Annotated in this window: 23 protein-coding genes; 4 read left to right on the top strand and 19 right to left on the bottom strand. The window is 67.3% G+C overall.

The window, feature by feature from the left end; all coding sequences use genetic code 11:
- Positions 1–108 precede the first annotated feature (108 nt).
- Both ppsR and ACQR1I_RS05535 read left to right on the top strand, forming a co-directional pair.
- Positions 109–1,479 carry a transcriptional regulator PpsR gene (gene ppsR / locus ACQR1I_RS05540; RefSeq protein WP_434867630.1) on the top strand — a complete coding sequence of 457 codons (1,371 nt, stop codon included), beginning with the start codon at positions 109–111 and terminating at the stop codon, positions 1,477–1,479.
- Positions 1,480–3,654, top strand: a complete 2,175-nt coding sequence (locus ACQR1I_RS05535; protein ID WP_434867631.1) for a GAF domain-containing protein — start codon at positions 1,480–1,482, stop codon at positions 3,652–3,654. It begins immediately after the preceding gene.
- Between the two features lie 449 nt (positions 3,655–4,103).
- Here the strand turns inward: ACQR1I_RS05535 and ACQR1I_RS05530 are convergent, their stop codons facing one another.
- From ACQR1I_RS05530 to ACQR1I_RS05475, 12 genes are all read right to left on the bottom strand, one after another.
- Complete coding sequence (locus ACQR1I_RS05530) at positions 4,104–4,787, bottom strand: heme oxygenase (biliverdin-producing) (protein WP_434867632.1); 684 nt, start codon at positions 4,785–4,787, stop codon at positions 4,104–4,106.
- Positions 4,788–4,837: 50 nt separating this feature from the next.
- Positions 4,838–5,764, bottom strand: coding sequence for a photosynthetic reaction center subunit M (gene pufM / locus ACQR1I_RS05525; RefSeq protein WP_434867633.1), 927 nt, complete (start codon positions 5,762–5,764; stop codon positions 4,838–4,840).
- Positions 5,765–5,782: 18 nt separating this feature from the next.
- Positions 5,783–6,628 (bottom strand): photosynthetic reaction center subunit L, encoded by an 846-nt coding sequence (pufL, locus tag ACQR1I_RS05520; protein WP_434867634.1) that lies wholly within the window; start codon positions 6,626–6,628, stop codon positions 5,783–5,785.
- A gap of 187 nt (positions 6,629–6,815) precedes the next feature.
- On the bottom strand, positions 6,816–7,004 hold the full coding sequence (pufA, locus tag ACQR1I_RS05515) for a light-harvesting antenna LH1, alpha subunit (RefSeq protein WP_006615514.1): 189 nt from the start codon (positions 7,002–7,004) through the stop codon (positions 6,816–6,818).
- 16 nt (positions 7,005–7,020) lie between these two features.
- Positions 7,021–7,251: a light-harvesting antenna LH1, beta subunit gene (gene pufB, locus ACQR1I_RS05510; RefSeq protein WP_434867635.1), complete on the bottom strand. Its 231-nt coding sequence runs from the start codon at positions 7,249–7,251 to the stop codon at positions 7,021–7,023.
- 170 nt (positions 7,252–7,421) lie between these two features.
- Entirely contained in the window at positions 7,422–7,649 is a 228-nt protein-coding gene (locus ACQR1I_RS05505; RefSeq protein WP_434867636.1) for a hypothetical protein, read from the bottom strand.
- 31 nt (positions 7,650–7,680) lie between these two features.
- The gene (bchZ, locus tag ACQR1I_RS05500) at positions 7,681–9,132 is read right to left on the bottom strand and encodes a chlorophyllide a reductase subunit Z (RefSeq protein WP_434867637.1); all 1,452 of its coding nucleotides are present in this window, start codon (positions 9,130–9,132) and stop codon (positions 7,681–7,683) included.
- Complete coding sequence (gene bchY / locus ACQR1I_RS05495) at positions 9,132–10,679, bottom strand: chlorophyllide a reductase subunit Y (protein WP_434867638.1); 1,548 nt, start codon at positions 10,677–10,679, stop codon at positions 9,132–9,134. Before bchY ends, bchZ begins: the two co-directional genes overlap by 1 nt.
- 45 nt (positions 10,680–10,724) lie before the next feature.
- The gene (locus tag ACQR1I_RS05490; protein ID WP_434867639.1) at positions 10,725–11,723 is read right to left on the bottom strand and encodes a chlorophyllide a reductase iron protein subunit X; all 999 of its coding nucleotides are present in this window, start codon (positions 11,721–11,723) and stop codon (positions 10,725–10,727) included.
- The gene (gene bchC / locus ACQR1I_RS05485; RefSeq protein ID WP_434867640.1) at positions 11,720–12,661 is read right to left on the bottom strand and encodes a chlorophyll synthesis pathway protein BchC; all 942 of its coding nucleotides are present in this window, start codon (positions 12,659–12,661) and stop codon (positions 11,720–11,722) included. Before bchC ends, ACQR1I_RS05490 begins: the two co-directional genes overlap by 4 nt.
- A 90-nt stretch (positions 12,662–12,751) precedes the next feature.
- Positions 12,752–13,897: a methyltransferase gene (locus ACQR1I_RS05480; RefSeq protein WP_434867641.1), complete on the bottom strand. Its 1,146-nt coding sequence runs from the start codon at positions 13,895–13,897 to the stop codon at positions 12,752–12,754.
- A gap of 243 nt (positions 13,898–14,140) precedes the next feature.
- Positions 14,141–15,010, bottom strand: coding sequence for a polyprenyl synthetase family protein (locus ACQR1I_RS05475; protein ID WP_434867642.1), 870 nt, complete (start codon positions 15,008–15,010; stop codon positions 14,141–14,143).
- Positions 15,011–15,121: 111 nt separating this feature from the next.
- Here ACQR1I_RS05475 and crtD point away from each other — a divergent pair, with 111 nt between their 5' ends.
- Together crtD and ACQR1I_RS05465 are read left to right on the top strand one after the other, a co-directional pair.
- Entirely contained in the window at positions 15,122–16,672 is a 1,551-nt protein-coding gene (gene crtD, locus ACQR1I_RS05470) for a 1-hydroxycarotenoid 3,4-desaturase CrtD (protein ID WP_434867924.1), read from the top strand.
- A gap of 47 nt (positions 16,673–16,719) precedes the next feature.
- Positions 16,720–17,532, top strand: a complete 813-nt coding sequence (locus ACQR1I_RS05465; protein ID WP_434867643.1) for a hydratase — start codon at positions 16,720–16,722, stop codon at positions 17,530–17,532.
- A 960-nt stretch (positions 17,533–18,492) separates the two neighbouring features.
- Here ACQR1I_RS05465 and ACQR1I_RS05460 read toward each other — a convergent pair.
- The 7 genes from ACQR1I_RS05460 to bchI form a co-directional block, all read right to left on the bottom strand.
- Positions 18,493–18,636: a hypothetical protein gene (locus ACQR1I_RS05460; protein ID WP_434867644.1), complete on the bottom strand. Its 144-nt coding sequence runs from the start codon at positions 18,634–18,636 to the stop codon at positions 18,493–18,495.
- A gap of 63 nt (positions 18,637–18,699) precedes the next feature.
- A complete protein-coding gene (locus tag ACQR1I_RS05455) occupies positions 18,700–19,740 on the bottom strand; it encodes a phytoene/squalene synthase family protein (RefSeq protein ID WP_434867645.1) in 1,041 nt (346 codons plus the stop codon).
- Positions 19,737–21,278, bottom strand: a complete 1,542-nt coding sequence (locus ACQR1I_RS05450) for a phytoene desaturase (RefSeq protein ID WP_434867646.1) — start codon at positions 21,276–21,278, stop codon at positions 19,737–19,739. The genes ACQR1I_RS05455 and ACQR1I_RS05450 overlap by 4 nt, the downstream gene beginning before the upstream one ends.
- A gap of 51 nt (positions 21,279–21,329) precedes the next feature.
- Positions 21,330–22,235 carry an alpha/beta fold hydrolase BchO gene (bchO, locus tag ACQR1I_RS05445; protein WP_434867647.1) on the bottom strand — a complete coding sequence of 302 codons (906 nt, stop codon included), beginning with the start codon at positions 22,233–22,235 and terminating at the stop codon, positions 21,330–21,332.
- Between the two features lie 34 nt (positions 22,236–22,269).
- Complete coding sequence (locus tag ACQR1I_RS05440) at positions 22,270–23,238, bottom strand: alpha/beta fold hydrolase (protein WP_434867648.1); 969 nt, start codon at positions 23,236–23,238, stop codon at positions 22,270–22,272.
- A gap of 132 nt (positions 23,239–23,370) precedes the next feature.
- Complete coding sequence (locus ACQR1I_RS05435) at positions 23,371–25,107, bottom strand: magnesium chelatase subunit D (RefSeq protein WP_434867649.1); 1,737 nt, start codon at positions 25,105–25,107, stop codon at positions 23,371–23,373.
- Positions 25,104–26,150: a magnesium chelatase ATPase subunit I gene (bchI, locus tag ACQR1I_RS05430; RefSeq protein WP_434867650.1), complete on the bottom strand. Its 1,047-nt coding sequence runs from the start codon at positions 26,148–26,150 to the stop codon at positions 25,104–25,106. The genes ACQR1I_RS05435 and bchI overlap by 4 nt, the downstream gene beginning before the upstream one ends.
- Positions 26,151–26,167 lie beyond the last annotated feature (17 nt).

Here is a 26,167-nt window from a genome sequence, read left to right as displayed (position 1 = left end):
TCTCCAAGACTCTCAATACGTTAGCGGGATGCGGCGCAACGCCTTCAAAATGCGCGCCAAACGGATTGGCCGCGCGATCCTGTAAGCGTCTCAACGGGTGGCAAGACGATGGCCGAGTTTCACGGTCCACGACCCGACGTGACATTGCTGCTCGACATGGACGGCGTGATCCGTGAGGCCACGCTGTCTCCCAACATGTCAGCTGAGAATGTCGACGCATGGCTCGGCCGTCCGTGGTCCGAGATCGTCGATGATGCGAGCGAGAAGATCGAACGCATCATGCAGGACACCAAGCGGACCGGCCTGTCCGCGTTTCGCCAGATCACCCAGCGGTTCCCGAGCGGCCTGGAACTCCCGATGGAGTTCACGACCGTGCTGCTCGGCGGTCGCGCCGGCATGCTGGCGATCGGCAAGAACCTGCAAGCGGTGGCCGAGTTGCAGGCGCGGCTGATCTCGGCGCAGCAGACCATCGAGCGCGACTATTGGCGACTGCGCGAAATCGAGACGCGCTACCGCCTGGTCATCGAGGACTCCAACGAGGCCGTGCTGCTGACCAAGGTCTCCGACCTGCGCATCGTCGAAGCCAACCGGACCGCCGTGGCGGCGCTCGCGGGCTCCCACCGGCGCCGTGACAATCTGGTCGGCCGCGAGTTTCTGCAGGAGATTCCGCCGAAGGACCGCGAAGCGGTGGAACTGATGCTGAGGCGGGTCCGCGACCAGGGCAAGGCGCCCGGCATCGTGATCCATGTCGGCGAGGAAGCCGCCCCCTGGATGCTCAGGGGCTCGCTGATGACCAGCGACAATGCGCCGATGTTCCTGCTGCACATGGCGCCGATCGGCAAGGCTGCGCAGCCCGGCCCCGCGCCCGACGATCCGGAAGGGCTGATCGACAACCTCCCCGACGCCGTCCTCAGCATCGATGCCTCCGGCACCGTCAAGCGCGCCAATCGCGCTTTCCTGGACCTGGTCGAGATCGGCACGAAAGAGGCGCTGATCGGCGAGAAGCTGAGCCGCTGGTTGACGCGTCCCGGCGCCGACCTGTCGGTCCTGATCTCGAACGTCGAGCGTCATGGCGCCGTCCGGCTGCTGTCCACCACCATCCAGGGCGAGCTCGGCACCGAGACCGAGGTCGAGATCTCGGCCGCGGCTCACGGTCTCGACGGCCAGCGCCGGATCGGCCTCGTGCTGCGGAACATTTCGCGGAGGTTGTCGTCGACGGCAGAGCATGACAATCTGCGGACCGCGCTTGCGGCGATGAACGAATCGGTCGGCAAGACTCCGCTGCGCGATCTGGTCAGGAGCACCGTCGAGGTCGTCGAACAGCACTACGTCCGCGCAGCTCTCGAGCTTGCGAACGGGAACCGGACGTCGGCCGCCGAAATCCTCGGTCTCAGCCGCCAGAGTCTTTACGCCAAGCTTGATCGGTATAATCTGAGCCAACTCGAAGAAAACGGCGAGGAAACCGAAAAGGGGAGATAGTTGCCCATTCCGCTGAAAACGCCGGCCTTCGGCCACGCGACTCTTGCGGATTGCGAGCGCGAACAGATCCATCTCGCCGGCTCGATCCAGCCGCACGGCATTCTGCTGGCGCTCAAGGAGCCGGACAGCATCGTCATCCAGGCCAGCGCCAATGCCGCGGCCTTCCTGAACACCAACGCCGTCGTCGGCCGGCCGCTCCGTGATCTCGGCGGCGACCTGGCGTTGCAGATCCTGCCTCATCTCAACGGCCCCCTGCACCTCGCGCCGATGACCCTGCGATGCAGCATTGGATCGCCGCCAAGGCGTGTCGACTGCACCGTGCACCGTCCCTCGAATGGCGGCTTCATCGTCGAGCTGGAGCCGGCCACCAAGACGACCAACGTTGCGCCCGCCCTGGACGGCGCGTTTCACCGCATCACCTCGGCCTCGTCGCTGGTCGGTCTCTGCGACGAGACGGCGACGATCTTCAGGGAGATCACGGGCTACGACCGTGTCATGGTTTACCGCTTCGACGAAGAGGGCCATGGCGAGGTGCTGTCGGAACGGCGGCGGCCCGAACTCGAGGCGTTTCTCGGCAACCGCTATCCCGCGTCCGACATTCCGCAGATCGCGCGCCGGCTGTACGAGCGCAACCGCGTGCGGCTGCTGGTCGACGTGAACTACACGCCGGTGCCGCTGCAGCCGCGCATTTCGCCGCTCAACGGCCGCGACCTCGACATGTCCCTGAGCTGCCTGCGCAGCATGTCGCCGATTCATCAGAAATATCTGCAGAACATGGGCGTCGGCGCCACCCTGGTGTGCTCGCTGATGGTCAGCGGCCGGCTCTGGGGGCTGATCGCCTGCCATCATTACGAGCCGCGCTTCGTGCCGTTCGACATCCGCGCCGCCGGCGAGGCGCTGGCCGAGACCTGCGCGATCCGGATCGCGGCGCTGGAGAGCTTCGCCCAGAGCCAGTCCGAGCTCGTCGTGCGCCGGCTGGAACAGCGGCTCGTCGAGGCGGTGTCGCGCGACGGCGAGTGGCAGGCGGCGCTGTTCGACGGCTCGCAATCGCTGCTGCAGCCGCTCGGCGCGACTGGCGCGGCGCTGCTGTTCGAGGGTCAGGTCACGACGGCGGGGGATGTTCCCTCGACGCAGCGGATCCGCGACATCGCCGCCTGGCTCGACCGTCAGCGTCCGCCGCCGGAGGCTGGTCCGCAAGGGCTGACGGTGACCGCGGCACTGACGCTGAACGAGCCGGCCTTCATGGACATCCGCTCGATTGCGAGCGGCCTGATCGCCGCCCCGCTGTCGGCGAGCGACGGCGAGTATCTGTTGTGGTTCAGGCCGGAGCAGGTGCGGACCGTGACCTGGGGCGGTGACCCGCTGAAGGCCGTCATCATCGGCGACGACCCGTCCGATCTGTCGCCGCGACGCTCATTTGCGCAATGGCACCAGCTCGTCGAGGGCAAATCCGAGCCATGGTCGGCTGCCGAGCTGGCCTCTGCACGGCTGATCAGCGAGACCGTTGCCGACGTCGCGCTGCAATTGCGCTCGGTGCGCATGGTGATCGCGCAGGACCAGCTCGCCACGATCAGCGCGCAGGTGCTGCGTTCCGAGCAGCCGGTGATCATTGCCGACGTCGAAGGCCGCGTCCTGCTCATGAACGAGGCGTTCGAGCAGCAGCTGCCCGCCTCGCATCCGCATATCCCGCATCTGCGCGATCTCGGCGCCTACTGCACAGCGCCGGCGGAATTCCGCGCCAATCTCGATGATCTCATGCGCAACAAGCGCAGCTGGCGCGGCGAGCTGACGCTGACGGGCGGTTCCTCGCCGCGACGCCCGCTGATGGTCCGCGCCGATCCGGTGATCGCTCCTTACGACCGCGTGCTCGGCTTCGTGTTGATCTTCTCCGACCTCACCGATCGCAAGGCCGCGGAAGCCGCGCGCGCGCGCTTCCAGGAGGAGATCGAAGGCGCACGACGTCCGACGCTGCGGCTCGATCAGAGCGCCAGCCTGATCTACAAGGAGCTTGCCGCATCCACCGTGGAGAACGCCCAGCTCGCCGCGCTCGAAGTGACGCACGGCGCCCAGGCCGGCAGCATGCCCGAAATGCTGGAGAGCATCCGCACCTCGACCGCACGGACGCTCGAGATCATCGAGCATCTGGTGTGGTACCGTTCGCAGAGCCAGGAGTGAGACCAGGCGGGTGACACAGGCCGCGCGTTTGCGGTGGCGTCGTTGGTCAATCCGAGACGCTGCGGCTTGAGGACGTAGCTCACGCCTTGACGATGGAGCCCGACAATCTTACCCCGCCCGCGCTCTGCTCCCCTCCCCCTCTTGCGGGGAGGGGTCGGGGGTGGGGGTCCGCGCACTCCGAACGACGTGGTTAGCATAACGACTTTTCGCGGCACGCGACAACGCGCGAGACGATGGTCTCTTCGCTTTCAATATCGCACGCAAACGGCAGCTTTCGTGCGGAGCTCGATCAGAGACAGCGCGACTCGTGGTCCCCCACCCCCGACCCCTTCCCGCAAGAGGGGGAGGGGAGCCGACCGTCTTCCGGGAAACACATCGGCTCGGTGTTGCGCCCAAGCGCGTCGCTGATTGGCGGGAGCGATGTGAGGCTGGAAACCGGCTCGGCTGCCTCAGCCAGCAAGCCCCGTTGCCTGCTGCAGCGCTTGCGACAGCGTGATGTTCAGCTGAAACGCCGTCGCGGCTTCCTCGATGACCGGGTCATGCTCGGCCATGAGCGTGCCTGCCTGCTCCAGCGAGTCTCGATATGCGTCCTTGAAGCGCGGGATGTCGGCAATTGCCGGAAAATCGTAGAACGACAGCGTCTCCGGCCCGAGCTCCAGCGAGCGCGCGAGAATCTTCTTGATGATCTGACCGCCGCTGAGATCGCCGAGATAGCGGGTGTAGGCGTGCGCCAGCAGCGCATGTCCCTCGCCTTCCCCCGCCTCGCGGATGGCGCCGACATAGGCGATGGTCTCGGGCAGCAGCGGCAGATCAGTCGCATCGAGCTGCGCAAGATCGGCCGCGATCGCAGCGCTGCGATTGAGCTCGGGCCGCACGATGAGGCCCGTCACCGGCGAAGCCGCGTGCCGCAGCAGCTCCGCTTCGAGCGCCTCGTAGACCGGCAGCAGGTTGCGCAACAGCAGCGCATAGGCCTCTCGCGTGCCGCGTCCCCGCAACAGCTCGGCGACGATGCCGGTCCGCTCGGCGGTGACGTGGAGCGCCTTGGTCCGCTCGCGCATCGCCTCTAAAAGACTGGCCGGGCGCACGCTGCGCCCGGCCCTATCGACGTGATCAGAATCAACTCGGTCCAACATCTCTCAACCTGCAAGACTCAGCACGAGCAAGACTCAGCATTGGCAAGACCTCAGCGCGGCGGCGCCAGCCCGTGTTTCACGCCCCACTCGAACCAATTGTCGACGACGGTGCCCGACAGTAGGATACCGATGCCGCCGGTCAAGGTGCAAAGCACGGCAAACCACCAGGCCCAGCGATGGATCGACTCCGCCGTCGCATTGAAGCCCATGGTCCAGCGCCAGAACAGCGCACCGCGTTCGAAGGCCGTACCGCGGTCGACGATCTGCTCGAGCTCACGCTCGCCACCGTAGCGGCTGATCGCCAGCACCGTTGCGCCATGCATCGCGAACAGCAGCGCCGACCCATACAGGAAGGCGATCGAGAGCATGTGGAACGGGTTGTAGAACAGGTTGCCGTGGGTGATCGAGAAGTTGTTGGTCCAGTCGAGGTGCGGGAAGATGCCGAACGGCACCGCCTCGCTCCAGCTCCCCATGAAGATCGGCCGGATGAAGCCGAGCACCAGATACAGCCAGATCGCCGACGCGAACGCCCACGACACATGCGTGCCGAGGCCGAGTGCACGGGCGCGGCGATAGGTGCGCGCCCACCACAACAGGATCGACGTCGTCAGGAAGAAGCCGGCCATCAGCCACCAGCCGCCCTCCTGCAGCGGCGGGAAGATCTGCAGGCCGTACTCCGGCGCCGGCGGCTGCAGCGACAGCCAGAAGAACTGGCGGATGAACTCGAGCGGACTCCAGTTCACCGAGGCCAGCATGTTGAGACCGATGATCTCGATCGCAGCGAAGCCGGACATGAGCGAGGCGAGGCCGAGGAAGCCGAGATAGACCGGGCCGACCTGGGCGTCGCCGAGCTTGCCGAGCCAGTAGTTGAAGCTGCCCTTGCCGAGCCGCTCCCAGACCCCGGGCTCGATCGGGATGCCCGGGTACATTGCGCTACGAACTTGGATCTGCGTGAAGATGTTCTGGTATTGGGCCATGACGACCTCTCCTTGAACTCATTGCACCGGCGACCAGATCGGGACCCTGCGCCACCAATCCCACCAATCCGACCAGGCATTGCCCTCGGGCATCAGCCAGGCGGGACCGGAGATGACGATGCAGACGGCGCTGAAGAACACCGCCGACAGCGCCAGGAACAGGCCGAGGCGATGGATGCCGAGCGTGCCGATGGAATAGCCGAGCAGGTCGCGGAACATCGTGTTCTCATGCTCCGGCGACTTCATCTCCTGGCCCTTGCCAGGGTTGGCTGCGGACAGGATCAGCGAGCCGTGCAGCGCGAGCGCGAGACACGTCGTGAAGAAGAACGTGATCGCGATCATGTGCGCGGGATTGTAGTGGAAGTTGCCGAACTGATAGCCGGTGTTCGACACCCAATCGAGATGGGTGATGATGCCGTAGGGGAAGGCGTAGCTCCACGAGCCCATCAGCACCGGACGGATCACCTCCAGCGTGAAATAGGCGAAGATCGCGAAACCGAAGGCAAACGGCACGTGATAGCCGATCGCGAGCTTGCGGCAGATCTCGACCTCGCGCAGCGCCCACGAGACGAACGCCCCATGCGCGCACACCGTGATGAGCTGCCAGAAGCCGCCTTCGGTGAGCGGCGCGAATGACAGCCCGTATTTGGCGTCGGGCGGATTGATGCTGATCTGCCAGAGATTCCACGTCGGTCCGAGCGCCGTGGCATAGAGGATCAGCGCCACGCCGACGAAGGTGAAGAAGATCGTCGTCACGCCGAAGAAGCCGACGTAGAACGGTCCGATCCAGAAATCAAAGAGGTCACCGCCGATCAACGTGCCGCCGCGGACGCGGTATTTTCGTTCAAAGCTGAGCATTGCCATCGGTCTGCCTCCGCTGCCCGTCGCTCGATATGCTACGTGTCGTATCGCGAGGTCGTGAAGTGGTGAACTCGTAGAGCTCCAGGATTCTTGGAGCTCCAGAGATCTTGATTGCCGAGAGATCTGGGAAGCGGGCGGGCACGGTCTGCCGCCGGGCGTGCGCCCGCCTCCCATTGCTGTCGCCGAAGCTCTAGGTGAGCTTCACCGGTGTGACCGGAGCGGAGATCGACGACGTCTTCGCCGCACGAGGTCCTTCCAGCCAGTTGAACCGGTTCGTGCTGAGCAGGATGAAGTGAATCACCAATGCCAGCCCGAACAGGAAAACCCCGAGAGCCACGAGGACTCTGCGCGGATCGAACAACAACCACAAGCGCCACATAGTTTTCTCCTTTCGGTCAGGTCAGGTAGGAGAGCACGAGATTGGCGTAGTGGGTTGCCCCATCCAGCGCCGCCGCCTTGTAGCCAGTCGGCCCGGGCAGCCAGGGACGCCACATCCAGGCGAGAATGTGGGCGACGATCGCAACCGCCGTGAAGACCACAAAGCTCGTCATGAAGATGCTATGGAATTCCCTAGCCTCCGATTCGGTCAGCCCCGACAGAGAGCCTCCCTTGTTTGGTTCCACCATAGTAGTACCTCCTGGTGTTGGCCTTTCGGCCGGATGCCGCTCACCGAAATGAGCGGCGTCGAAGCGCCATCCCGTTGCCGGGATGACATCCGCGCGGCACGCCGCGCGAATTCCTTGCAAGACTCGCCGGGCCTCAACTCATCGGCCCAGCACTCTCAACCTGTGGGGCCTCACAGCCCCATGAACGACGAGGTCGCGCAGTTCGCGGCCTTGATCCTTGCCTCGCCGAAGATCGCGCCGAGCGGCGCGGGACGGTGGCCGGTGATGACCGACCCGATCCGGCGCAGCACGCCCTCGACCATCAGCACGACGAAGCACACCGCGTAGACCAGGAGATAGTCGATCCGCTCGCGCGATTTCGGCGCGACGTCACGATCCATGCGTTCGTATAACGACATCGTCCTCTCCCTCTCCGCCTCGTTCCCTTGCCTACGCCGCCTGGCCCGTTGCGAGCCGTGACCGCGCCTGCGCGAGAACGTCCTCCGTCACCTTGTCGAGCCCCGCCTGGCGCGCGCCGCTCTCGGCAGCGTCGCGCAGGCGCTTGGCTGCCGAGATCCGCACCAGCACCGGCTGGGTCTCGATGATCTGATCCAGCGCCAGCTTGGCGCCGTCGTCCCATGGCAATTCGCGCTCGAGCCGCGCCGGCGTCGCAGCGATCCGGTCGAGCTGCGTGGCGAGCGGCAGGATGTTGAACAGCGCATCGAACAGCGCGTTGCAGACCTCCTGCACGACGTAGGTCGCGCCGGCATAGCCCATGAAAGGCGTGCCGGTGTGGCGGCGGATCACCGTGCCCGGGAACGAGGCCGGGATGTAGATCGCGCGATTGCCGGCTTCCGCCGCATACATGCGTTCGTTGTAGCTGCCGAACAGCACCAGCGGCGGCCGCTCGTGGATCAGCTTACGGATCGCGTCGTTGTCGGTCTTGGCGCCGGCGCAGCGCGAAATCGCGAAGCTGCAGGGCAGACCGAGCTCGGTCTCAAGGAAATTGCGAAGGCCGCGCGCGTAGGTTTCCGAGGCGACGATGCCGAAGCTCGCGGTGCCGAAGAAGTCCTGCGTCACCGAGCGCCAGAGATCCCATACAGGCTTGATCGTGGTGTGCTTCTCGCGCGCGATGAACGGCTCGGGATCGAGCCCGAGCATCTCGCCCAGCGTGCGCAGGAATTTGGTCGTCGAGTGCAGCCCGATCGGCGCCTGCAGATAGGGCCGCTCCAGCGTCTCGCAGAGCAGCCGGCCGAACTCGCGGTACATGCAGATGTTGACGTCGGCATTGACCAGCTTCGGCACGTCGGCGAGATGGCTGCCGAGCGGGAACACCATGTTGATCTCGGCGCCGATGCCTTCGACCAGGCGGCGGATCTCGGCGAGGTCGGACGGCATGTTGAAGGTGCCGTAGATCGGCCCGATGATGTTCACGCGAGGCTTCTCGCCCTCGGCGCGCGGCTTGCGCTCGGGAATCTTGCGCGAACCGTATTCGCTCCACAGCCAGCTGAGCGCGCGGTTGGCGCTCTGCCACTGGTCCTCGTCGATGGTGCGCGGCAGGAAGCGCTTGATGTTTGAGCCTTCGGGCGTCACGCCGCCGCCAATCATCTCGGCGATCGAGCCGGTGACGACCACCGCGGGCAGGTCCGGATCGAGCGCGGCCCGCGCCCGCTTCATCGCCTGCTCGGTGCCCTTCTGTCCCAGCTCGTCCTCGCCGAGGCCGGTGACGACGATCGGCAGTTCGTGCGGCGGCAGGCCGTCGGTGTAGTGCAGCACCGAAGTCACCGGCAGGTTCTCGCAGCCGACCGGGCCGTCGATGATGACCTGCAGGCCCTTGATCGCGGTGAACGCGTAGACCGCACCCCAATAGCCGCCGGCGCGATCGTGGTCGAGGATCAGCATTACACCATCTCCTCGGACTTGCGCTTCTTGGCCTGCGCCGCGACCGCCTTGCGGTACTTGTCGCGGAAGTCAGGACGCGCGACAGGTGCGCCCTGCCACACGCCCGCGGCGTCGCCCTCACCGACACCTTCGAAGAACTCGCGCATCTCGTCGAACCGCGCCTTGCCGCCGATCGCGGCGTTGACGACCTGCGCCAGCGAGCCGGCGCCGGAGACGCCGAACAGCGGCCGCGCCGAGATCAGGTTGGTGAAGTACAGCGACGGGATCGCCCGCGCCTTGGCCTTCTGCACGACCGGCGTGGTGCCGATGGCGAGATCGGGCGCGAACTCGTCGACCGCCGCGAGATCTTGCTCGAGCGAGGCGCGATACTGCACGCGCACGCCGCGTTGTTCGAGCCAGGCGCAGTCGGCCTCGGACCAGCGCGTGCGCGGGCAGGCCGTGCCGACATAGCGCAGATCGGCGCCGCTCTCGACCAGCAGACGCCCGACCAGGAGTTCCGAGCCTTCATAGCCCGACAGCGTGATGCGGCCGCGGATCGGCTTGTCCGCGAGCGCGCCGCGGATCGCCGGCAGCACCGCATTCTTCGCCGCATCGATCTGCGCACGGCCAACGCCGCAAGCTTGTCCGACAGACTCGAGCCAGTCCGCGGTGCCGTCGCAGCCGACCGGCGCCGAGCCGATGATCGGACGGCCCGCCGCCTCGAACTCGCGGATCGAGGCCGTGTAGAACGGATGGATCGCCGCGACGGCCGCGCAGTCCAACGCACCGTACAGCTCGCGCCATTCGCGCGTCGGCACGGTGGGCCCCGCCGCCAATCCGAGCGGCGCCAGCAGCATGCCGATGCCGACGGGATCAGCCGGGAACATCTCGCCCAGCAAGGTGATGGTCGGCTTGTCGCCTCGCGGCGCGCGGGGCGCCTGGACCGGCCCCTGCTCCGCCTCGCGCCGCGCGTAGTTGAGCATCGCGCCGGCGAGGACGTCCTTGGCCTCGGCATGGGTCGGCACGCCGAAGCCCGGAACGTCGATCCCGATCACGCGGACGCCGTTGATCTCCTTGGGCAGAATCTGCAGCGGAACGCCAGAGGCGGTGGGAACACAGAGATTGATGATGACGACGCAGTCGTAGTTCGCGGGGTCAGCGAGCTTGAAGACCGCTTCGCGGATGTCCTCGAACAGTTTTCCGGTGACCAGCGTCTCCGAGTTGAACGGGACATAGCCGACGCTGCGCCGCGCGCCGTAGAAGTGCGAGGTGAAGGTCAGGCCGTAAACGCAGCACGCCGAGCCCGACAGCACGGTCGCCGTGCGGCGCATGCGCAGGCCGACGCGCAACGAGCCGAACGCCGGGCACATGCTCTGCGGCTGGTCGTGCGGCCCGATCGGATAATCGGCCGCATAGCGCTGGAGCACCTCGCTCTTGCCAGCCGCATCGGCGGCCTTCTTGAGCTCGGCATTGCCGGCGTGGCAGCCGAGCGCCTCGGGCTGCGCCGGCATGCCTGCCGCCGCGCCGCTCTCCGCGCTCACTGCCTGGTGGACCACTGCATCGCTCATTGCACGAGATTCCGCTACTACATTCCGCTGCTCAGCACGCACCCATCACACATTGTCGTAGATCACTTCGAGCGACGGCTTCATCACCGCCGTGCTTCCGCACATATCCTCGAGCGTCGCCTGCTCCAGCACGACGTCGCGGCCCGTCTCCGAGGCCTTGAACAGACCGAGCAGGCCGTCATGGGTCAGGGGATGCGGATGCTGTGGCGGCGCTTCGGCGACGTTCTTGGCAAGATGCTCGAACAGCGGCGCCCAGGGCGTGCCGGGCCGGCCGATGATCTGATAGCTCGCGCTCTTGCGGCGGATGTCGTCGTCGGCCGGAATCGAGGCCAGAACCGGAATGCCGGTCGCTTCGGCGAAGGCGTGCGCCTCGCCGGTGCCGTCGTCCTTGTTGATGACGATGCCGGCGACGCCGACATTGCCGCCGAGCTTGCGGAAGTACTCCACCGCCGAACAGACGTTGTTGGCGACGTAGAGCGACTGCAGGTCGTTGGAGCCGACGATGATCACCTTCTGGCACATGTCGCGCGCGATCGGCAGGCCGAAGCCGCCGCAGACGACGTCGCCGAGGAAGTCGAGCAGCACGTAGTCGAAACCCCAATCGTGGAAGCCGAGCTTCTCGATCAGCTCGAAGCCGTGGATGATGCCGCGTCCGCCGCAGCCGCGTCCCACTTCAGGACCACCGAGCTCCATCGCGAACACGCCGTCGCGCTTGAAGCAGACGTCACCGATCTTGACCTCCTCGCCGGCCAGCTTCTTCTTCGACGAGGTCTCCAGGATGGTCGGGCAGGCCCGGCCGCCGAACAGCAGCGACGTCGTATCGCTCTTCGGATCGCAACCGATCAGCAGCACCTTCTTGCCCTGCTGCGCCATCATGTAGGACAGGTTGGCGAGCGTAAAACTCTTGCCGATGCCGCCCTTGCCGTAGATCGCGATGATCTGCGTCGTCTTTTTCGGCGCGGCCGTCACCGGCGCATCCGGCTCGATAGCGGCCTCGGCACGCAAGGCATCGGTCATTGCACTGATCTTGGTCGGGGCGTTCATGCGGCAGCTCTCCAGTCCAGGACCATCTTGAGACATGACGGATCGTCGAACGCGGTCTGGTACGCGCTGCCTGCCGTCGACGCTTCCGCGTGATGCGTGATCAGCCCGTCCAGCGACAGCCGGCCGGTGTCGATCAGGTTGCGCACCGCGAGCAGGTCATCATGCTTCCATTCGGCGGCGACGCGGATTGCCGCCTCGCGCATGAAGGCCGGCGGATAGGAGAAGGTCAGCGGCGCGCTGTAGAAGCCGGCGAGGATGATCTCGCCCCGAGGAGCCAAGCGAGCAATGAGGCTGTCGAGCAGCCCGGCATCGCCGCTGGCATCGAAGATCAGCCGGTAGTCGCGCTTATTGTCCTCGGCCGGATCGATGACGCGATAGCCCCTCGCGCCGGCGGCGCGTTCGGGATTGCTCTCCCACACCACAGGCGGATCGCCGCCCATCGCCACGATCAAGCGCGCCAGCAGACGGCCGAGCACGCCATGACCGACCACGCATTCGGCTTGGCCATCACCGCCGATTGACAGCGCATGATAGGCGGTGGCCGCCAGCGCCAGCAGCACGCCGCGCTCGCCATTTGACTCATCGATCGCGACGACGCGCTGAGGGGGAACGTTGAGGCGTGAAGCGGAAGCGCCGAACAGGCTCCTGACCTCGCCGAAGCAGCGCGCCGCGCCCGGCACGAATACGCGCTCGCCTTTCCGAAAACCCGAATGCGGTGTCGCGTGCGCGACACGGCCGACGGCCTCGTAGCCCGGCACGAGCGGATAGCCCATGCCCGGGAAGGCCGGCATGCGGCCTTCGTACAGCAACCGTTCGGTGCCGGTGCTGATCGCGCTCCATTCGATGTCGACGGTGAGACAGTCCGGGGCATCCGCCAACTGCAGATGCTGCAGCGACAACTCCCTCGGCCTCCCCAGCACCACGGCGATCGCGTCCATAGCCCAAACTCCCCGGCGACGCCCGCTCTCTTACGGGTGTCAGGTTAGTCCGACTGGAGAGAGTGTCAACATATATTTACAGTATGAGTGTCAGCTTTTCGCGACAATCACACTCGCGATCAACGGGATGCGCGTGCGAAGCGCTCGCACCTGCGAAAACCCTGCCGCGTTGAGCATCTCGCGCAGGCGCGCGACGCTGCGCGGCCGTCCTTGACCCATGGCGCGCAGATAGATCTCGAAATAGGCGCTGACGCCCTCGCTGCCGCCGGCCACGTCACGCATCGGCTCGCCCAGCAGCAGCACGCCATGCTCGGGCAATGCGGCGCGGGCCTTCGCGAACAACCGCGCCACCGCCGCGTCGTCGTGATCATGCACGACACGAATCAGAGAGATCACGTCTGCGCCGGTCGGCAGCGGGTCATCGTAGAAGCTGCCGGGGGTGATCGTGACGCGATCGGCGAGCCCTGCTTGCGCCAGGCGCTCCTGCGCGATCGCAGCGACCTCGGGCAGATCGAACAGTTGCATCCGAAGCTCGGGCGCGGTCCGCGCGGCCGCCGCCAGGAAACTGCCGTCGCCGCCGCCGACATCAAGCAGGCAGCGATGGCCCGTCAGCGGATAGGCGGCAAGAACCACGTCAGCGATCATCGGCTGCGACGCCGCCATCAGCGCGGTGTAGGGCGCGACGCTCTCGCGCGACAGCGGCGTGCCGCCATGGTCGAGCGCATAGGGCCAGTAATGCGCGAGGCGGCGCTCGCGATCCTGGCCCCGCAACAGCGCGACGGGATCGCCGAGATCCGAATAGAGTGCCGCGTGATGCCGGACCATCGCGGCGATGCCGGGATTGCCGAGCAGCGCCGCGCCGAGCGGCCCGAGCCCATAGCGCGCCCGGCCGCGGCGCTCGAGCAATTGCAGCGCGGAAGCCGCCTCGCAAAGGCTCTCCATCGCCGCCTCTGGCATCGCCGCGCGCGACGCCAGATCTGCGACCTCACACGGGCTTGGCCGCAACGTCTCGAACAGATCGAGTTGCACGCAGGCGGCAAGCGTCTGCGAATAGACGAAGCCGGCGCACAGATCGAACAACTCCGCCGCCCGGCGGCGCGCAATCGGCCGCGTCAACGGAAACGCCGCCGCCCAGCGCTGGAACGCCGCACTCGCCAGCAACGAATCGCGCCACCCCCGCCAGCGATCACCGAAGCGGATCGGAGCCGGTGAGTCGTGGCGGATGGCGGCGGGCATGCCTGTCAGAGCTCCAGCCGGGCCGAGCTTTTCGGTGCTCCAGTTGGGCACCAACGTAGCAAGCCGATTTGGTTCATGACCCCCACCTCTCGTCATGGCCGGGCTTGACCCGGCCATCCACGTTTGGTGCAGACGGAAAGAAAGACGTGGATGCCCGGGTCGAGCCCGGGCATGACGAGCCACTGATGAGCAGACGCTCTCGTCGTAACGACAGCGACGAACACGCCTCCAAATGAACTGAGCTCACGCCGCCGACGCCGCCAGGCGGCGCGGGACAAGGCGCTTGGCTTCCTGCTCCATCAAAGCGCGCAGCTCATGCGCGTGGGCGCAGGGTGGCATGGTGCGGATGCCGTCGGCGACGAGATCGTGCAGATAGCTGACGGCGCCGGTGAGCCCATAGCGCAGCACGGCGTTGGGACGGCCGAGCGCGGCATCCTGCCCGACCGGCTTGCCGGCCTCCTCTTCATCGCTCGCGGCGTCGCGAATGTCGTCGGCGACCTGATAGGCCTCGCCGATCTTTTCGCCGAGGCTGCGCCAGGCCTCGGGGTCCGCGTGCCCCGCGGCTGCGGCACCGGAGACGGTGGCGGCCGCGAACAGCGCGCCGGTCTTGGAGCGGTGATAATGCGACAGGTCGATCTCCGGCTCGCATTCCCAGGCTTGCCCGGCGGCGATGCCATGCGGCACACCGACGGCGTCGCCGATGGTCGCGATCAGCCGCGCCAGCCGCAGCGGCGAGCAGCGCGACTTGGCGAGCGACTGGAACGCCAGCACGATCAGCGCGTCGCCCGCGAGCACCGCGAGCGGCTCGCCGAACGCGGCATGCACCGAGGGCCGGCCGCGGCGCAGCTTGGCATTGTCGAAGCACGGCAGATCGTCGTGAACCAGCGAGGCACAGTGCAGCAGCTCGATCGCCGATCCCGCCGCATCGGTCGCGCCCGGCTCGTCGTCGCCGCAGGCCGCTGCCACCGCATGGCAGAGCCGGGGCCGCACCCGCGCGCCTTTCGGAAACACAGCCGCCTTCATCGCGGCCGACAATCGTGGGGGACATCCGGGCTGGTCGGCCAACGCGACCGCTGCGACGAGGGATTTTTCGATCCGGGTCATCACGTCCATGCCAGCCTCCCCTGCCGCGATGCCCAGTGGGTTATCGAAGGGTCATCGCTTATGTAAATTTCAACTTACACCCATACTGTAAATCATGCTAGACATTTCCTGTGTCAGGTCCTGCGGACGGGAGTGCGAGGAATGGCCGATCACCGCGTGATCGTGGTTGGCGCAGGGATCGCCGGCCTCAGCGCCGCACTTACCCTGGCGGCACGCGGCGCCGAGGTGACGGTGCTGGAGCGCGCGCCGTCGCCCGGCGGCAAGATGCGGCAGATCGCCATCGGACCTGCCCGCATCGACTCCGGTCCCACCGTGTTCACGATGCGCTGGGTGTTCGACGAGCTGTTCGACGAACTCGGCACCTCGCTCGACGATCACCTGACGCTGGCGCCGCTCGACATCCTCGCCCGCCACGCCTGGACCGACCGCCGCACGCTCGACCTCTTCGCGGACGAGGACAGATCGGCCGACGCGATCGGCCATTTCGCCGGGCGCAGCGAGGCCGACGGCTATCGCGCGTTCTGCCGCGACGCGCGCCGCATCTTCGAAACGCTCAGGGATCCGTTCATCCGCACGCCGGCGCCGAGCATGACGCATCTGCTGCGCAATGCCGGCTTCCGCGATCTCACCGCGATCCGACCGTTCCAGACCTTGTGGAAGGCGCTCGGCGGCTATTTTCGCGATCCGAGGCTGCAGCAGCTGTTCGGCCGCTACGCGACCTATTGCGGCTCGTCGCCGTTCCACGCGCCGGCAACGCTGATGCTGGTCGCCCATGTCGAGCAGGCCGGCGTCTGGCTGATCGACGGCGGCATGCATGAGCTCGCCGCGTGCCTTGCCGCGCTGGCGCGGCGCCACGGCGTCAGCATCCGCTATGAGAGCGAGGTCGCCGGCATCGTCACGACGTCCGGCCACGCGGCGGGCGTGCGCCTCGCCAATGGCGAGCAGATCACCGCCGATGCCGTCGTCGTGACCGCCGACGTGGCCGCGCTGGCGCAGGGGCTGTTCGGCGCGGACGCGGCGCGTGCGCTACCGGCCATTCCGGAGTCCGCGCGCTCGCTGTCGGCCATGACCTGGAGCTGTCTCGCGCGCGCCGATGGCTTTCCGCTGGTGCGGCACAACGTGTTCTTCTCGCGCGACTACCGCGCCGAGTTCGATCAGTTGGTCGAGCGCCGCGCGATGCCAACCGAGCCCACCGTCTACGTCTGCGCGCAGGACCGCGACGACCAGCCGCGGCAACCCGGCAGCAACGAACAGCTGTTCGTGCTGATCAATGCGCCCGCGTCAGGCGACCATCATCGCTTCGCTCCCCCGGAGATCAGCCAATGTGCCCGCCAGACCTTCGACCTGCTGCAGCGCTGCGGCCTGAGCATCGCGACGACGCCCGAGCTGACGCGCGTGACGACGCCGGCGGATTTCAACCGGATGTTTCCGGGCACGGGGGGCGCCTTGTACGGCCGCAGCTCGCACGGCTGGATGGCGTCGTTCCAGCGGCCGGGCGCGCAGACGAAGCTGCCGAGACTCTACGTCGCGGGGGGCAGCGCACATCCGGGACCGGGCGTGCCGATGGCGGCGCTGTCGGGGCGGATGGCCGCAGCGCGGGCGATGGCGGACCTCGCTTCGACCGCGCCGTCGCGCAGGACGGCTATGCGTGGTGGTACGTCGACGCGCTGAGCGACGACGGGCGATTTGGCCTTACCATCATCGCCTTCGTCGGCAGCGTGTTCTCGCCCTACTACGCGTGGGCACGCCGGCGCGGGCCGGCGGATCCGGAAAATCATTGCGCGGTCAACGTCGCGCTCTATGGCGAGCGCGCGCGACGCTGGGCGATGACCGAGCGCGGCCGCGGTGCGATCACGCGGACGGAGTCGAGCTTTGCGGTCGGGCCGAGCCGGCTGGAGTGGAACGGCCGCGAGCTGTCGATCGACATCCACGAGGTCACCGTGCCGTGGCCGCTGCCGTTGCGCGGCAGGGTGCGCGTGGTGCCATCCGCGCTCAACGAGGTCGCGTTCACCCTGGATGCCGAGGGACGCCATCGCTGGCATCCGATCGCGCCATGCTGCCGCGTCTCGGTCGATTTCGATCATCCCGACCTGCACTGGCGCGGCGACGGCTATTTCGACCTCAACCACGGCGACGCGCCGCTGGAGCGTGACTTCAAGAGCTGGCAATGGTCGCGCGCGGCAACCCGCACCGGCACCGTGATCTCCTACGACACGGTCGCGCGCGCCGGCGCCGACAAGTCGATCGCACTGCATATCGATCCCAACGCGAATCTGCAGCGGATCGCGCCACTGGCGGACGCGCCGCTGCGCAAGACCGCCTGGCGCGTCGACCGCAGCGCCCGCGCCGATGTCGATGCGCCGGTGCACGTGGTGAGCACCCTGGAGGACGCCCCGTTCTACGCCCGCTCGCATCTCGCGGCGCGCATCCAGGGCGAGGACGTCGCCGTGATGCACGAGAGCCTGTCGCTGGATCGATTCAAGCAGCCGATCGTGCAGGCCATGTTGCCATTCCGCATGCCGAGATGGTGAGGGTCGCAGAGGTTGATCGAGCGGCCGATTCTTCGTCCCCGGCGTGTGCTGGCGCAACAAATAACAGGTGTCGTCCCGGACAAGCCACGACGTGCGCAGCGCGGCGGGGCGCAGATCCGGGACCCATACTCCGCGGCGGACGTGATAGGCAAAAGGCCAATTCTCAGTGTGCCTCAAACTCCTCCCTGGGGGTATGGATCCCGGCGTCCGCCGGGATGACAGCGGAGATTGTTGCGCGAGAAGCGCGCCCCGCCCACCGGCTCAAGGCCGGGACGACAGCGATGGGCCCCGGGCACACTTCCGATAAAAATAAATATCTTGCGTATTTTCGGAAATCATGATTGTATCCGCGCATCCCGCCTCACCGCAGAGGGGCGCAGCGCGCGATCGTCACGACACGCGAGGTGGGGAAGCGATGGCCGCGATGGAGTCGCAGCATGCTGATCTAGCGTGCCGACGAACGACTCGGCGCGGACGTGAAGTCGCAGGGTCCTGATACCCCGACGCTGGTATCAAGCCGCATGGCCTGACGTGCCGCGTGGTGATGGTGGCCAACAAGCCGGCGCGCCAGGGAGACTGCGTATAAGCGTTCAACCCATCGCGCAGGGAATGCCGGCGTGTTCGGCTTTGCCTGTGGTACCTGCCGCCTGCATTTCTTTCTGCAGGCGGGCCATGGGTGAGGCCTTCACCCGGCATTCCCTGCGCCCTCTGCACTGGCTTGGAGGGACGAACGAAGAGTAGACCTCGGGCGTACGCGCCGCGAGAACGAGATGTCATGTTTCTGCTGTTTGAGACCGTGAAACTCACCACCAGCGACCCTGCCGTAGGGTGGGCAAAGGCGCGCCCCAATGCCGCCGTGAGCAAAGATCGGTACGCGCCGTGCCCACCGTGCTCCACATCCGACGCCGATGGTGGGCACGTCACACCCGCGGCTTCGCCACGTGCGCGCCTTTGCCCACCCTACTTCTTCTCCGCGTCGCGCTCGCTCGCCTCGCGCTCGGCGCGCTGGCGGTCGAGGCGGCGGCCTTGCCATTCGAGCACGAGCCAGCCGAGCACGCACATGGTGACGACGACGAATTCGAGCAGGCCGCCCATCTCGCTCATGGCGTCTCACTCATCAAACCGGACGTCTCGCAACTCGCGCATCACATCGCGACGTCCACGCAGCTACGAGGTCCGCCCGGAGCGCGACAGCTGGTCGCGGCGTTCCAGCCGCTCGAACAAATCGAGCACCCACAGCGCGCGGTCCTGCATGGTGCGGCGCCGCGGTGCGATCGCATGTGGACGCTGCGCGTCGGCTGCGATCACCGCGTCGATCAGGATGCGCGCCTCCGGCCGCAGCGGCGCCAGCGAACATGGCTCCTGCAGCACCGACACCGCCGCGGCCTTGCCGAGCAGCTGCAGCTTGCGCGCCATCGAGACGACAGCGCGCTGCGACATCGAGTCGAACTCGGCACGCGCGACCTCGCGGCCGATCTCGGCATAGATCAGCCGCGCCGCATGAATGCCGGGCCGGCAGCTCCACGGCAGATCCGTAATGCCCGCCGCGGCGCGGACGTAGAACACGTCGGCCACTGCAAGAAGACGTGCGGTGACCCGCGCGATGCGGTCGTCGAAGAACGGCGCGGCGCGCCAGGTCTCGACATCGAGGCCCGCCTCGCGCAGCCATTGCTGCGGCAGATACAGCCGGCCGGCGCGCGCATCCTCGCCGACGTCGCGGGCGATGTTGGTAAGCTGCATGGCGATGCCGAGATCGCAAGCCCGTCCGATCGTCTCGGCCTCGCGCCGGTGCATCAGCAGCGACATCATCACGCCGACGGTGCCGGCGACGCGCACGGCATAGCCCAGCACGTCGCTCAAGGTCTCGTAGCGGCGGCCTTGAACGTCCCAGGCGAGACCTTCGAGCAGGGCCTCCAGCAGCGCGCGCGGAATCACGAAATGCGCCACCACGCCGGCCAATGCGCGATCAACCGGGCTGTCATCCGGCACGCCATCGTAGATGCGATCGAGCCGCTCGTGAAGCATCTCGACCGCGTCGACGCGGCGGCCAGGGCCGTCGATCGCGTCATCGGCCTCGCGGCAGAACGCGTAGAGCGCGATCGCGGGATCACCGACCGCGCGTGGCAGAACCTTCGACGCGGCAAAGAAGGTCTTCGATCCGCCCTGCAACATCCGCCGACAGATCGCGATGTCCTCTGCCCAACTCATCGGCGCTCCAGCTCATGCGGTGACGGGACGAGATCATCGAGCACGCGGGCCGAGGACAGCACGCCCGGCAAGCCGGCGCCGGGATGGGTGCCGGCTCCGACCAGATACAGCCGCTCGACCTCTTCGCTCTTGTTGTGCGGCCTGAACCAGGCGCTCTGCATCAACACCGGCTCGAGCCCGAACGCGGCGCCGCGATAGGAGGATAGCCGATGCTCGAAATCATCAGGGGTCAGCAGCCGGGATGTCACGATCTGCCCGGCGAGATCCGGCAGCAGGGTGTTGCTCAGCGCGGTCTCGATGCGCTTGCGGAACGGCTCGGCGGCGGCGGCCCAGTCGATGCCGCTCTCCTGATGCGGCACCGGCGACAGCACGTAGAACGCATCGCAGCCGTCGGGCGCCAGCGACGCATCGGTCGCCGTGGGCCGGTGCAGATAGAGGCTGAAATCATCCGCCAGCACCTTGCGGCGGAAGATGTCGTCGAGCAGCTCGCGGTAGCGCGGGCCGAGCAGGATGGTGTGATGCTCGACATCGTCATAGCGGCGCTTCGTGCCGAAGTACCAGACGAACAGGCTCATCGAATAGCGCGCGCGGTCGATGCGCGCATCGGTCCAGCGCCGCCGCGGCACCGATGGCAGCAGGTGCTTGTAGGTCCAGGCGGCGCAGCCGTTGGAGACGACGACATCGGCCGCGATCGTCTCGCCGGACTTGAGCCGCACGCCGGTGGCGACACCATTGCTGGTCGTGATCTCGGCAACGGGGGTCGAGCAGCGCACCTGGCCGCCCTGCCCTTCGATGAGACTGACGAGGCCGTTGACCAGCGCGCCGGTGCCGCCCATCGCGAAGTGCACGCCCCAGCGGCGCTCGAGATAGGCGATCAGGCAGTAGATCGACGTCGTGGTGAACGGATTGCCCCCGATCAGCAGCGGATGGAAGCTGAGGATGACGCGCAGCCGCTCGTCGCGGACATGCTGGGAGACCAGGCCGTAGACCGAGCGGAAGCTCTGCAGCTTGATCATCGCTGGTGCGATCTTGGCCATGTCGAGCAGCGACAGAAAAGGAACGTCGCCGAGCTCCTCGAAGCCTTTCTTGAAGATCGCCTCGCTCGCCTTCATGAAGCGCTCGTAGCCGTCGACATCGCCCGGCGAGATCCTGCTGACCTCGGCGCGCATCGCGGCGGGATCGGCCGAGCAGTCGAACACCGTGCCGTCGTCGAACCGGATGCGGTAGAATGGCGAGATCGGCTTCAGGATCACGTCGTCGGACATTTTCCGTCCGCACAGCTGCCACAGCTCCTCGAACAGGAACGGCGCAGTGACGATGGTCGGGCCGGCGTCGAAGGTGAAGCCGTCCTGGCGATGCACGTAGGCACGGCCGCCGGGCGCATCGAGCTGCTCGAACACGGTGACGCGATAGCCGCGCGCACCGAGCCGGACGGCGGCGGCGAGGCCGCCGAAGCCGGAGCCGATCACGACGGCATGCGGCCGGTCTCCGAGCTCAGCCGGAATGGCGGCGGCCTTGATGGTGGAGACGTCGAGCATGATCGAAAGCGTAAATCGGAATTGACGCTTTCGCCAGCCAAAAATGTCAACTCAACTGGACATTTCCTGCTGCACCGCAAGCACGCCAGCCTGCTCAGCGGCCGCGACGATCATCCCGGCGATCCGGGAAGGCTGCTCCTCATGCGCCAAATGACCAAGGCCATCAATGAGTTCGAGCTGCGCCTGCGGCACCAATTGGCGCACGCGCTGCGCCACGTCGGGTGGAATGGCGCGGTCGTGGGTGGCGGCGATCAGCAGCAGGCTGGTCTTGAGCCGCGGCAGATCGCGCAGCAGGGGATGCAGGTCCCAGTTCGCCATCATCTCCAGCGCGGCGCCGACATGACCGGGGCTGCCGACCAGGCGCCGATACAGCCGCTCGCCGGTCGCATCGAGCGTCGAGCCGGTGCCCTTCAGCAGCCGATGCACGGCGGCCGGATCGCGGCCCCGCCATGCGAACAGCCGCGGCACCAGCGGATTGAGCGCCATCATCTTGGCCAGCGGCGAAAAGAACTGCGCGGCAAGGCCGCCGAACGGCAGATAGGCGCCGTTCAGGCTGACGATCAGCTTCGGCGCGATCAGGCCGTCCAGCGTCATGCGGGTGAGCACAGCGGCGCCCGCGGAGTGGCCGATCGCGATCTCGGGCTTCACCGCGAGTTTGTCGCAGAGGCCGGCGAGATCGCGCGACATGCCATCCAGCGACAGCCGCTGCCAATGTGGCGTCGAGGTGAAGCCGTGGCCGGAGAGATCGGGCGCGACGACGGTGAAATGCCTGGCGAGCAGCGGCGCGAGGTCGCGCCAGGAATGGGTCGCCGCCCCGGTGCCGTGAGCGAGCAGCGCGACCGGCCCCTCCCCCATGATCTGCACATGCCAGCGCAGGCCCGCGGCCTCGACGAAGCGGCTGGCCGCACGGTTGGGCCAGTCCTTGCCGTCGACGCTCCAGTTCGGCTTGTCACTCATGCCGGCCCACAGGGGTTGGACGCGGCTGACGTCCTCAAGGGCCGTCCGCACGCGCCAGGAAATCATCGTAGCTGGCGACGACTTTATCAAGCTGCTCGAAATGCGGCATCGCTCCGGTCTCCACCACCTCGATGCGCCAGTTCGGCAGGCCTTCGACGGCATGCTTGCCGTTGTAATCGACGAAGTCGCCGCGCACGCCATGCACCATCCAGACCGGCATGGCGAGCGCCTGGTAGAGCTTCAAGGCATTGGCGCTGAACAGATAGCCGGAGACGAACGAATACGGCGCATTCTCCGCGCCGGGCTGATGGGTGGTGATGTAGTCGTACTCCAGCAGGCCCTCGTCGATGTCCTTGCGGCCGAAGGTCTTCTGCAGGAAGAAGCGGATGCTGGCGCGCGACGTCAGCAGCGTAAAGAAGCCGTGCTTCCACAGCGATACGTTGAGGATGTTGCGCACCCAGGGCATCGCCCGCGTCGTGTCCTTGTTGCCGGCTTTCTTGGCCGCCGCCTCGGCCCGGCGATCGAACCCGGTCGGGCTGAGCAGCCCGAGGGTGTGAAACAGGTTCGGCGCCTCGGTACCGGCCCTCGCCGCGAACTCGCAGCCGAGCGACAGCGCGATCGCATCGATGGCGACATCACCGTGACGGCGCCGAACCTCGTGGGCGGCGAGCAGGATCGCATCGGTCATGAGGCGCGGCGTGTAGATGCGGTCGGCGCGGTCCGACAGGCCGAAGCCGGGCAGATCGAGGGCGTAGACCGGACGCGTCGTGCGGTAGTGCTCGAACAGGGGCTTCATCTCGTAGGCGGTCGCCGCGGCGTTGACGCTGTGGATCAGCAGCAGCGGCCGCTGCTCGACCGGCGCGGCGGGCACATCGCCATAGCAGGTGATCCGCCCGGTGCGGGCATCGGCAAGCTCGAAGCGCGGCGCAGCCAGCGGCGGCGGCATCGTCACCGCGCGCGAGCTCACCGCATGCTCACGCTGGGTTGTCGAGGCGATCGGCATGGCATGCTCCTGGTTGGCGATTTCATGTCGACCGGCAAAATCGCCCGGTGCAACCGATCCGACGCGAGCATAACGCTGATCGACCCGCTTGTCAGTCGTCGTTGGGAACGCTGCCTGACGCCAACGGTTCCGTCAGCCGCGGCCGGCCTGCGCCATCACCGCCTGCGACAAACGGGTGGCATCGGCATGGGGCAGCGCCACGTAGCGGGCCTGCATCGCGCCAGCCAGTTGCGCGGCCTTGTCCTGCGGCCGCGGCGAGGAATCGACCAGCACCACGGGAATGCCGGTCAGTGCGAGCTGCTTCGCGGCCACCAGCGCTTCCGCCTCGGCCTCGCTGCGCCCGCCGCCGTCCCGCGCGACATTGGCGCGGCCGTCGGTCATCAGCACGATCGTCGGCGCCTGCCCTTTCGCCTTCACCGCGAGGGCGAGCTCGGTCGCCGCGAAGATCGCGGCCGACAGCGGGGTGCCGCCGCCGCCGGGCAGTGCGGCGAGGCTGCGCTTGGCGCGCGTCAGCGAGCGCGTCGGCGGCAACAACAGCTCGGCGCTCCTGCCGCGAAACGCGATCAGCGCGACCTCATCGCGGCGGATGTAGCACTCGGCGAGCAGCAGCTCGACCGCGCCCTTGACCTCCGCGAGACGCTGCAAGGCCGACGAGCCGGAGGCGTCGACGACGAAGATCGTCGTGGTGCCCGAGCGCTGCTTGAAGCGGGTGATGCGGATGTCGTCCTTGTGCACGATGAGGCGGCCGCCCTTGCCCGCGCGGCGCGTCCGCCGTCGCAACGGCTGCCATGGCGCTGCCGCGCGAAGAGTCTCAAGCACGTTGAGCCGCGCCCCGGCGCGCCATTCGCCGCGCCGCGCACCAATGGGCCGGCCGCGCTTCGGCGCCTTCTGCGCGGTGCCCTGCTTGCTGGCGCTGCTCGATCGCATCCGCATCGCGCGCTCGTCCTGCAGACGCTTCAACAGATCGGCGGGAATAGCGGCCTGCGCGGCTTCGAGCACGCGGTCTTCGAGCGGACCATCATTGCTGCGGTCCTCCTCGCTCTCGGCCTGATCGTTCTGCGGCTCCGGCGCCTCGTTGCTCTCGGTGTCGTCGTCCGTCGCGGGCAGCCGGGTCGCGCGCGGCGCCAGCACCAGCCGCGCGGCGCAGGCGATGTGGGCTTCCGCAACGACAGTCTCGCCGTCGAGCGCCGCGGCGAGGCGCGCGACGCGGCAGGCCAGCAATGGCGCACGCAGCGAGTCGATACCGAGTGCCACGGACGTGGTGGTCAATGCGGCGATCGCATCGTCGGACAGGCGGACCTGCGGCAGCAGCGCGCGGGCAGCAGCGATGTCCGACAGCTTGAACAGGCTCTCGCCGAGATCGGCGCGCGCGACGGTGCCGAGATCGAGCTGACAGGCGAGGCGATCCGCGAGAGCCGGCGACACGCGCTCGTCGCCAAGGCCTTCATCGAGGGCGATCACGCCAAATCGCGCCGGAGCATGCAGCGACATTCCATCCCGCTCGATCCGGACAGCGCCCGTGTCGAGGGCAACACAGAGATGCGCTGTTGTCGACGGCGCGATCCGCTCGGCCATCACGGCGATCAGCACGCCGCCGTCGGCTTCGGCCAACAGGCCTCGCTGCAGCACCGGCCGTCCCGCCTGCAGCGTCGCGGCGAGATCGAGGCCGCCGAGCAGGCGATCGTCGGAGATCGACGGCGGCAGTTTGCGGATGTGGATCGACGCCGGCATCAGCTCGCGCAGCAGCTCGAGCCATTGCTCGCGCACCGGTCCCGCACCTGCCCGCACGAGCACCGACGCGGCCGGATCAATCGCGGCCAGCGCGGCCGCGATCATCGCATCGGCCCAGATCGCGGCGCCGTCGCTCACGTTGCGAACAGCTCGGCGAGCGCGCGCTCGACCCGCACCGACGAGCCGGAATCGTCGAGCGGATTGCGTCGGAGACGGTGCCGCAGCGCCATCGGCGCAACCGTCTTGAGATGGCTGTTATCGACCGCCTTGGCGCCTTGGAGCGCCGCGGCAGCGCGCGCTGCCCGCATCAAGGTGAGCTCGCCGCGCAGGCCGTCGGTGCCGAGCGCCATGCACAGCCGCGCCGCCTGCTCCAGCTCGCGGTCGGCAACTTTCACCGAGACGATGTGGTCGCGCGCGGCGAGGATGCGCTTGCGCTGCTTGGCCTCCTCCTTCTCCCAATGCGCGACGAACGCCGTGGGATTTGTCTCGAACGCGTCACGGCGCTTGATCACCTCGATGCGCGTCGGCAGATCGCCGGGCGTCTTGACCTCGACCGACAGGCCGAAGCGATCGAGCAGTTGCGGCCGCAACTCGCCCTCCTCCGGATTGCCGGTGCCGACCAGCACGAGGCGCGCAGGATGACGGATGCTGAGGCCGTCGCGCTCGACGACGTTCTCGCCGGACGCGGCGACGTCGAGCAGGAGATCGACGAGATGATCCTCCAGCAGGTTGACCTCGTCGATGTAGAGAAAGCCTCTGTTTGCGCGCGCCAGCAGCCCCGGCTCGAACGATTTCTCGCCATGGGCCAGCGCGCGCTCCAGATCGAGCGCGCCGACGACGCGGTCCTCGGTGGCGCCGAGCGGCAGGTCGATCACCGGCACCGGCACCTGATGCGCCTTCAGCGCGGCGGGCTTCTTGGCCTTGCCGCTCGGCTTGGAGCGGGCGCGGCAATCGGCACATTGCGCGGCGGCATCGGCGGGATCGCATTGATAGCGGCAGCCGACCACGGCGCTCATTGGCGGCAGCAGCGCGGCCAGCGCGCGCACCGCGGTGGACTTGCCGGCGCCGCGATCGCCAAAGGCCAGCACGCCGCCGACCTTCGGGTCGACAGCGGCGATCATCAGCGCCAGCTTCATCTCGTCCTGGCCGACAATGGCCGAGAACGGAAACGCGATTCCCATAGGCTTCCCTCTGCGCC

The organism is Bradyrhizobium sp. HKCCYLS2038 (assembly GCF_051167655.1).
Taxonomy (GTDB): domain Bacteria; phylum Pseudomonadota; class Alphaproteobacteria; order Rhizobiales; family Xanthobacteraceae; genus Bradyrhizobium.
Note: the sequence above shows the minus strand (reverse complement) of the source record. Positions and strands in the feature narration are given on the sequence as shown.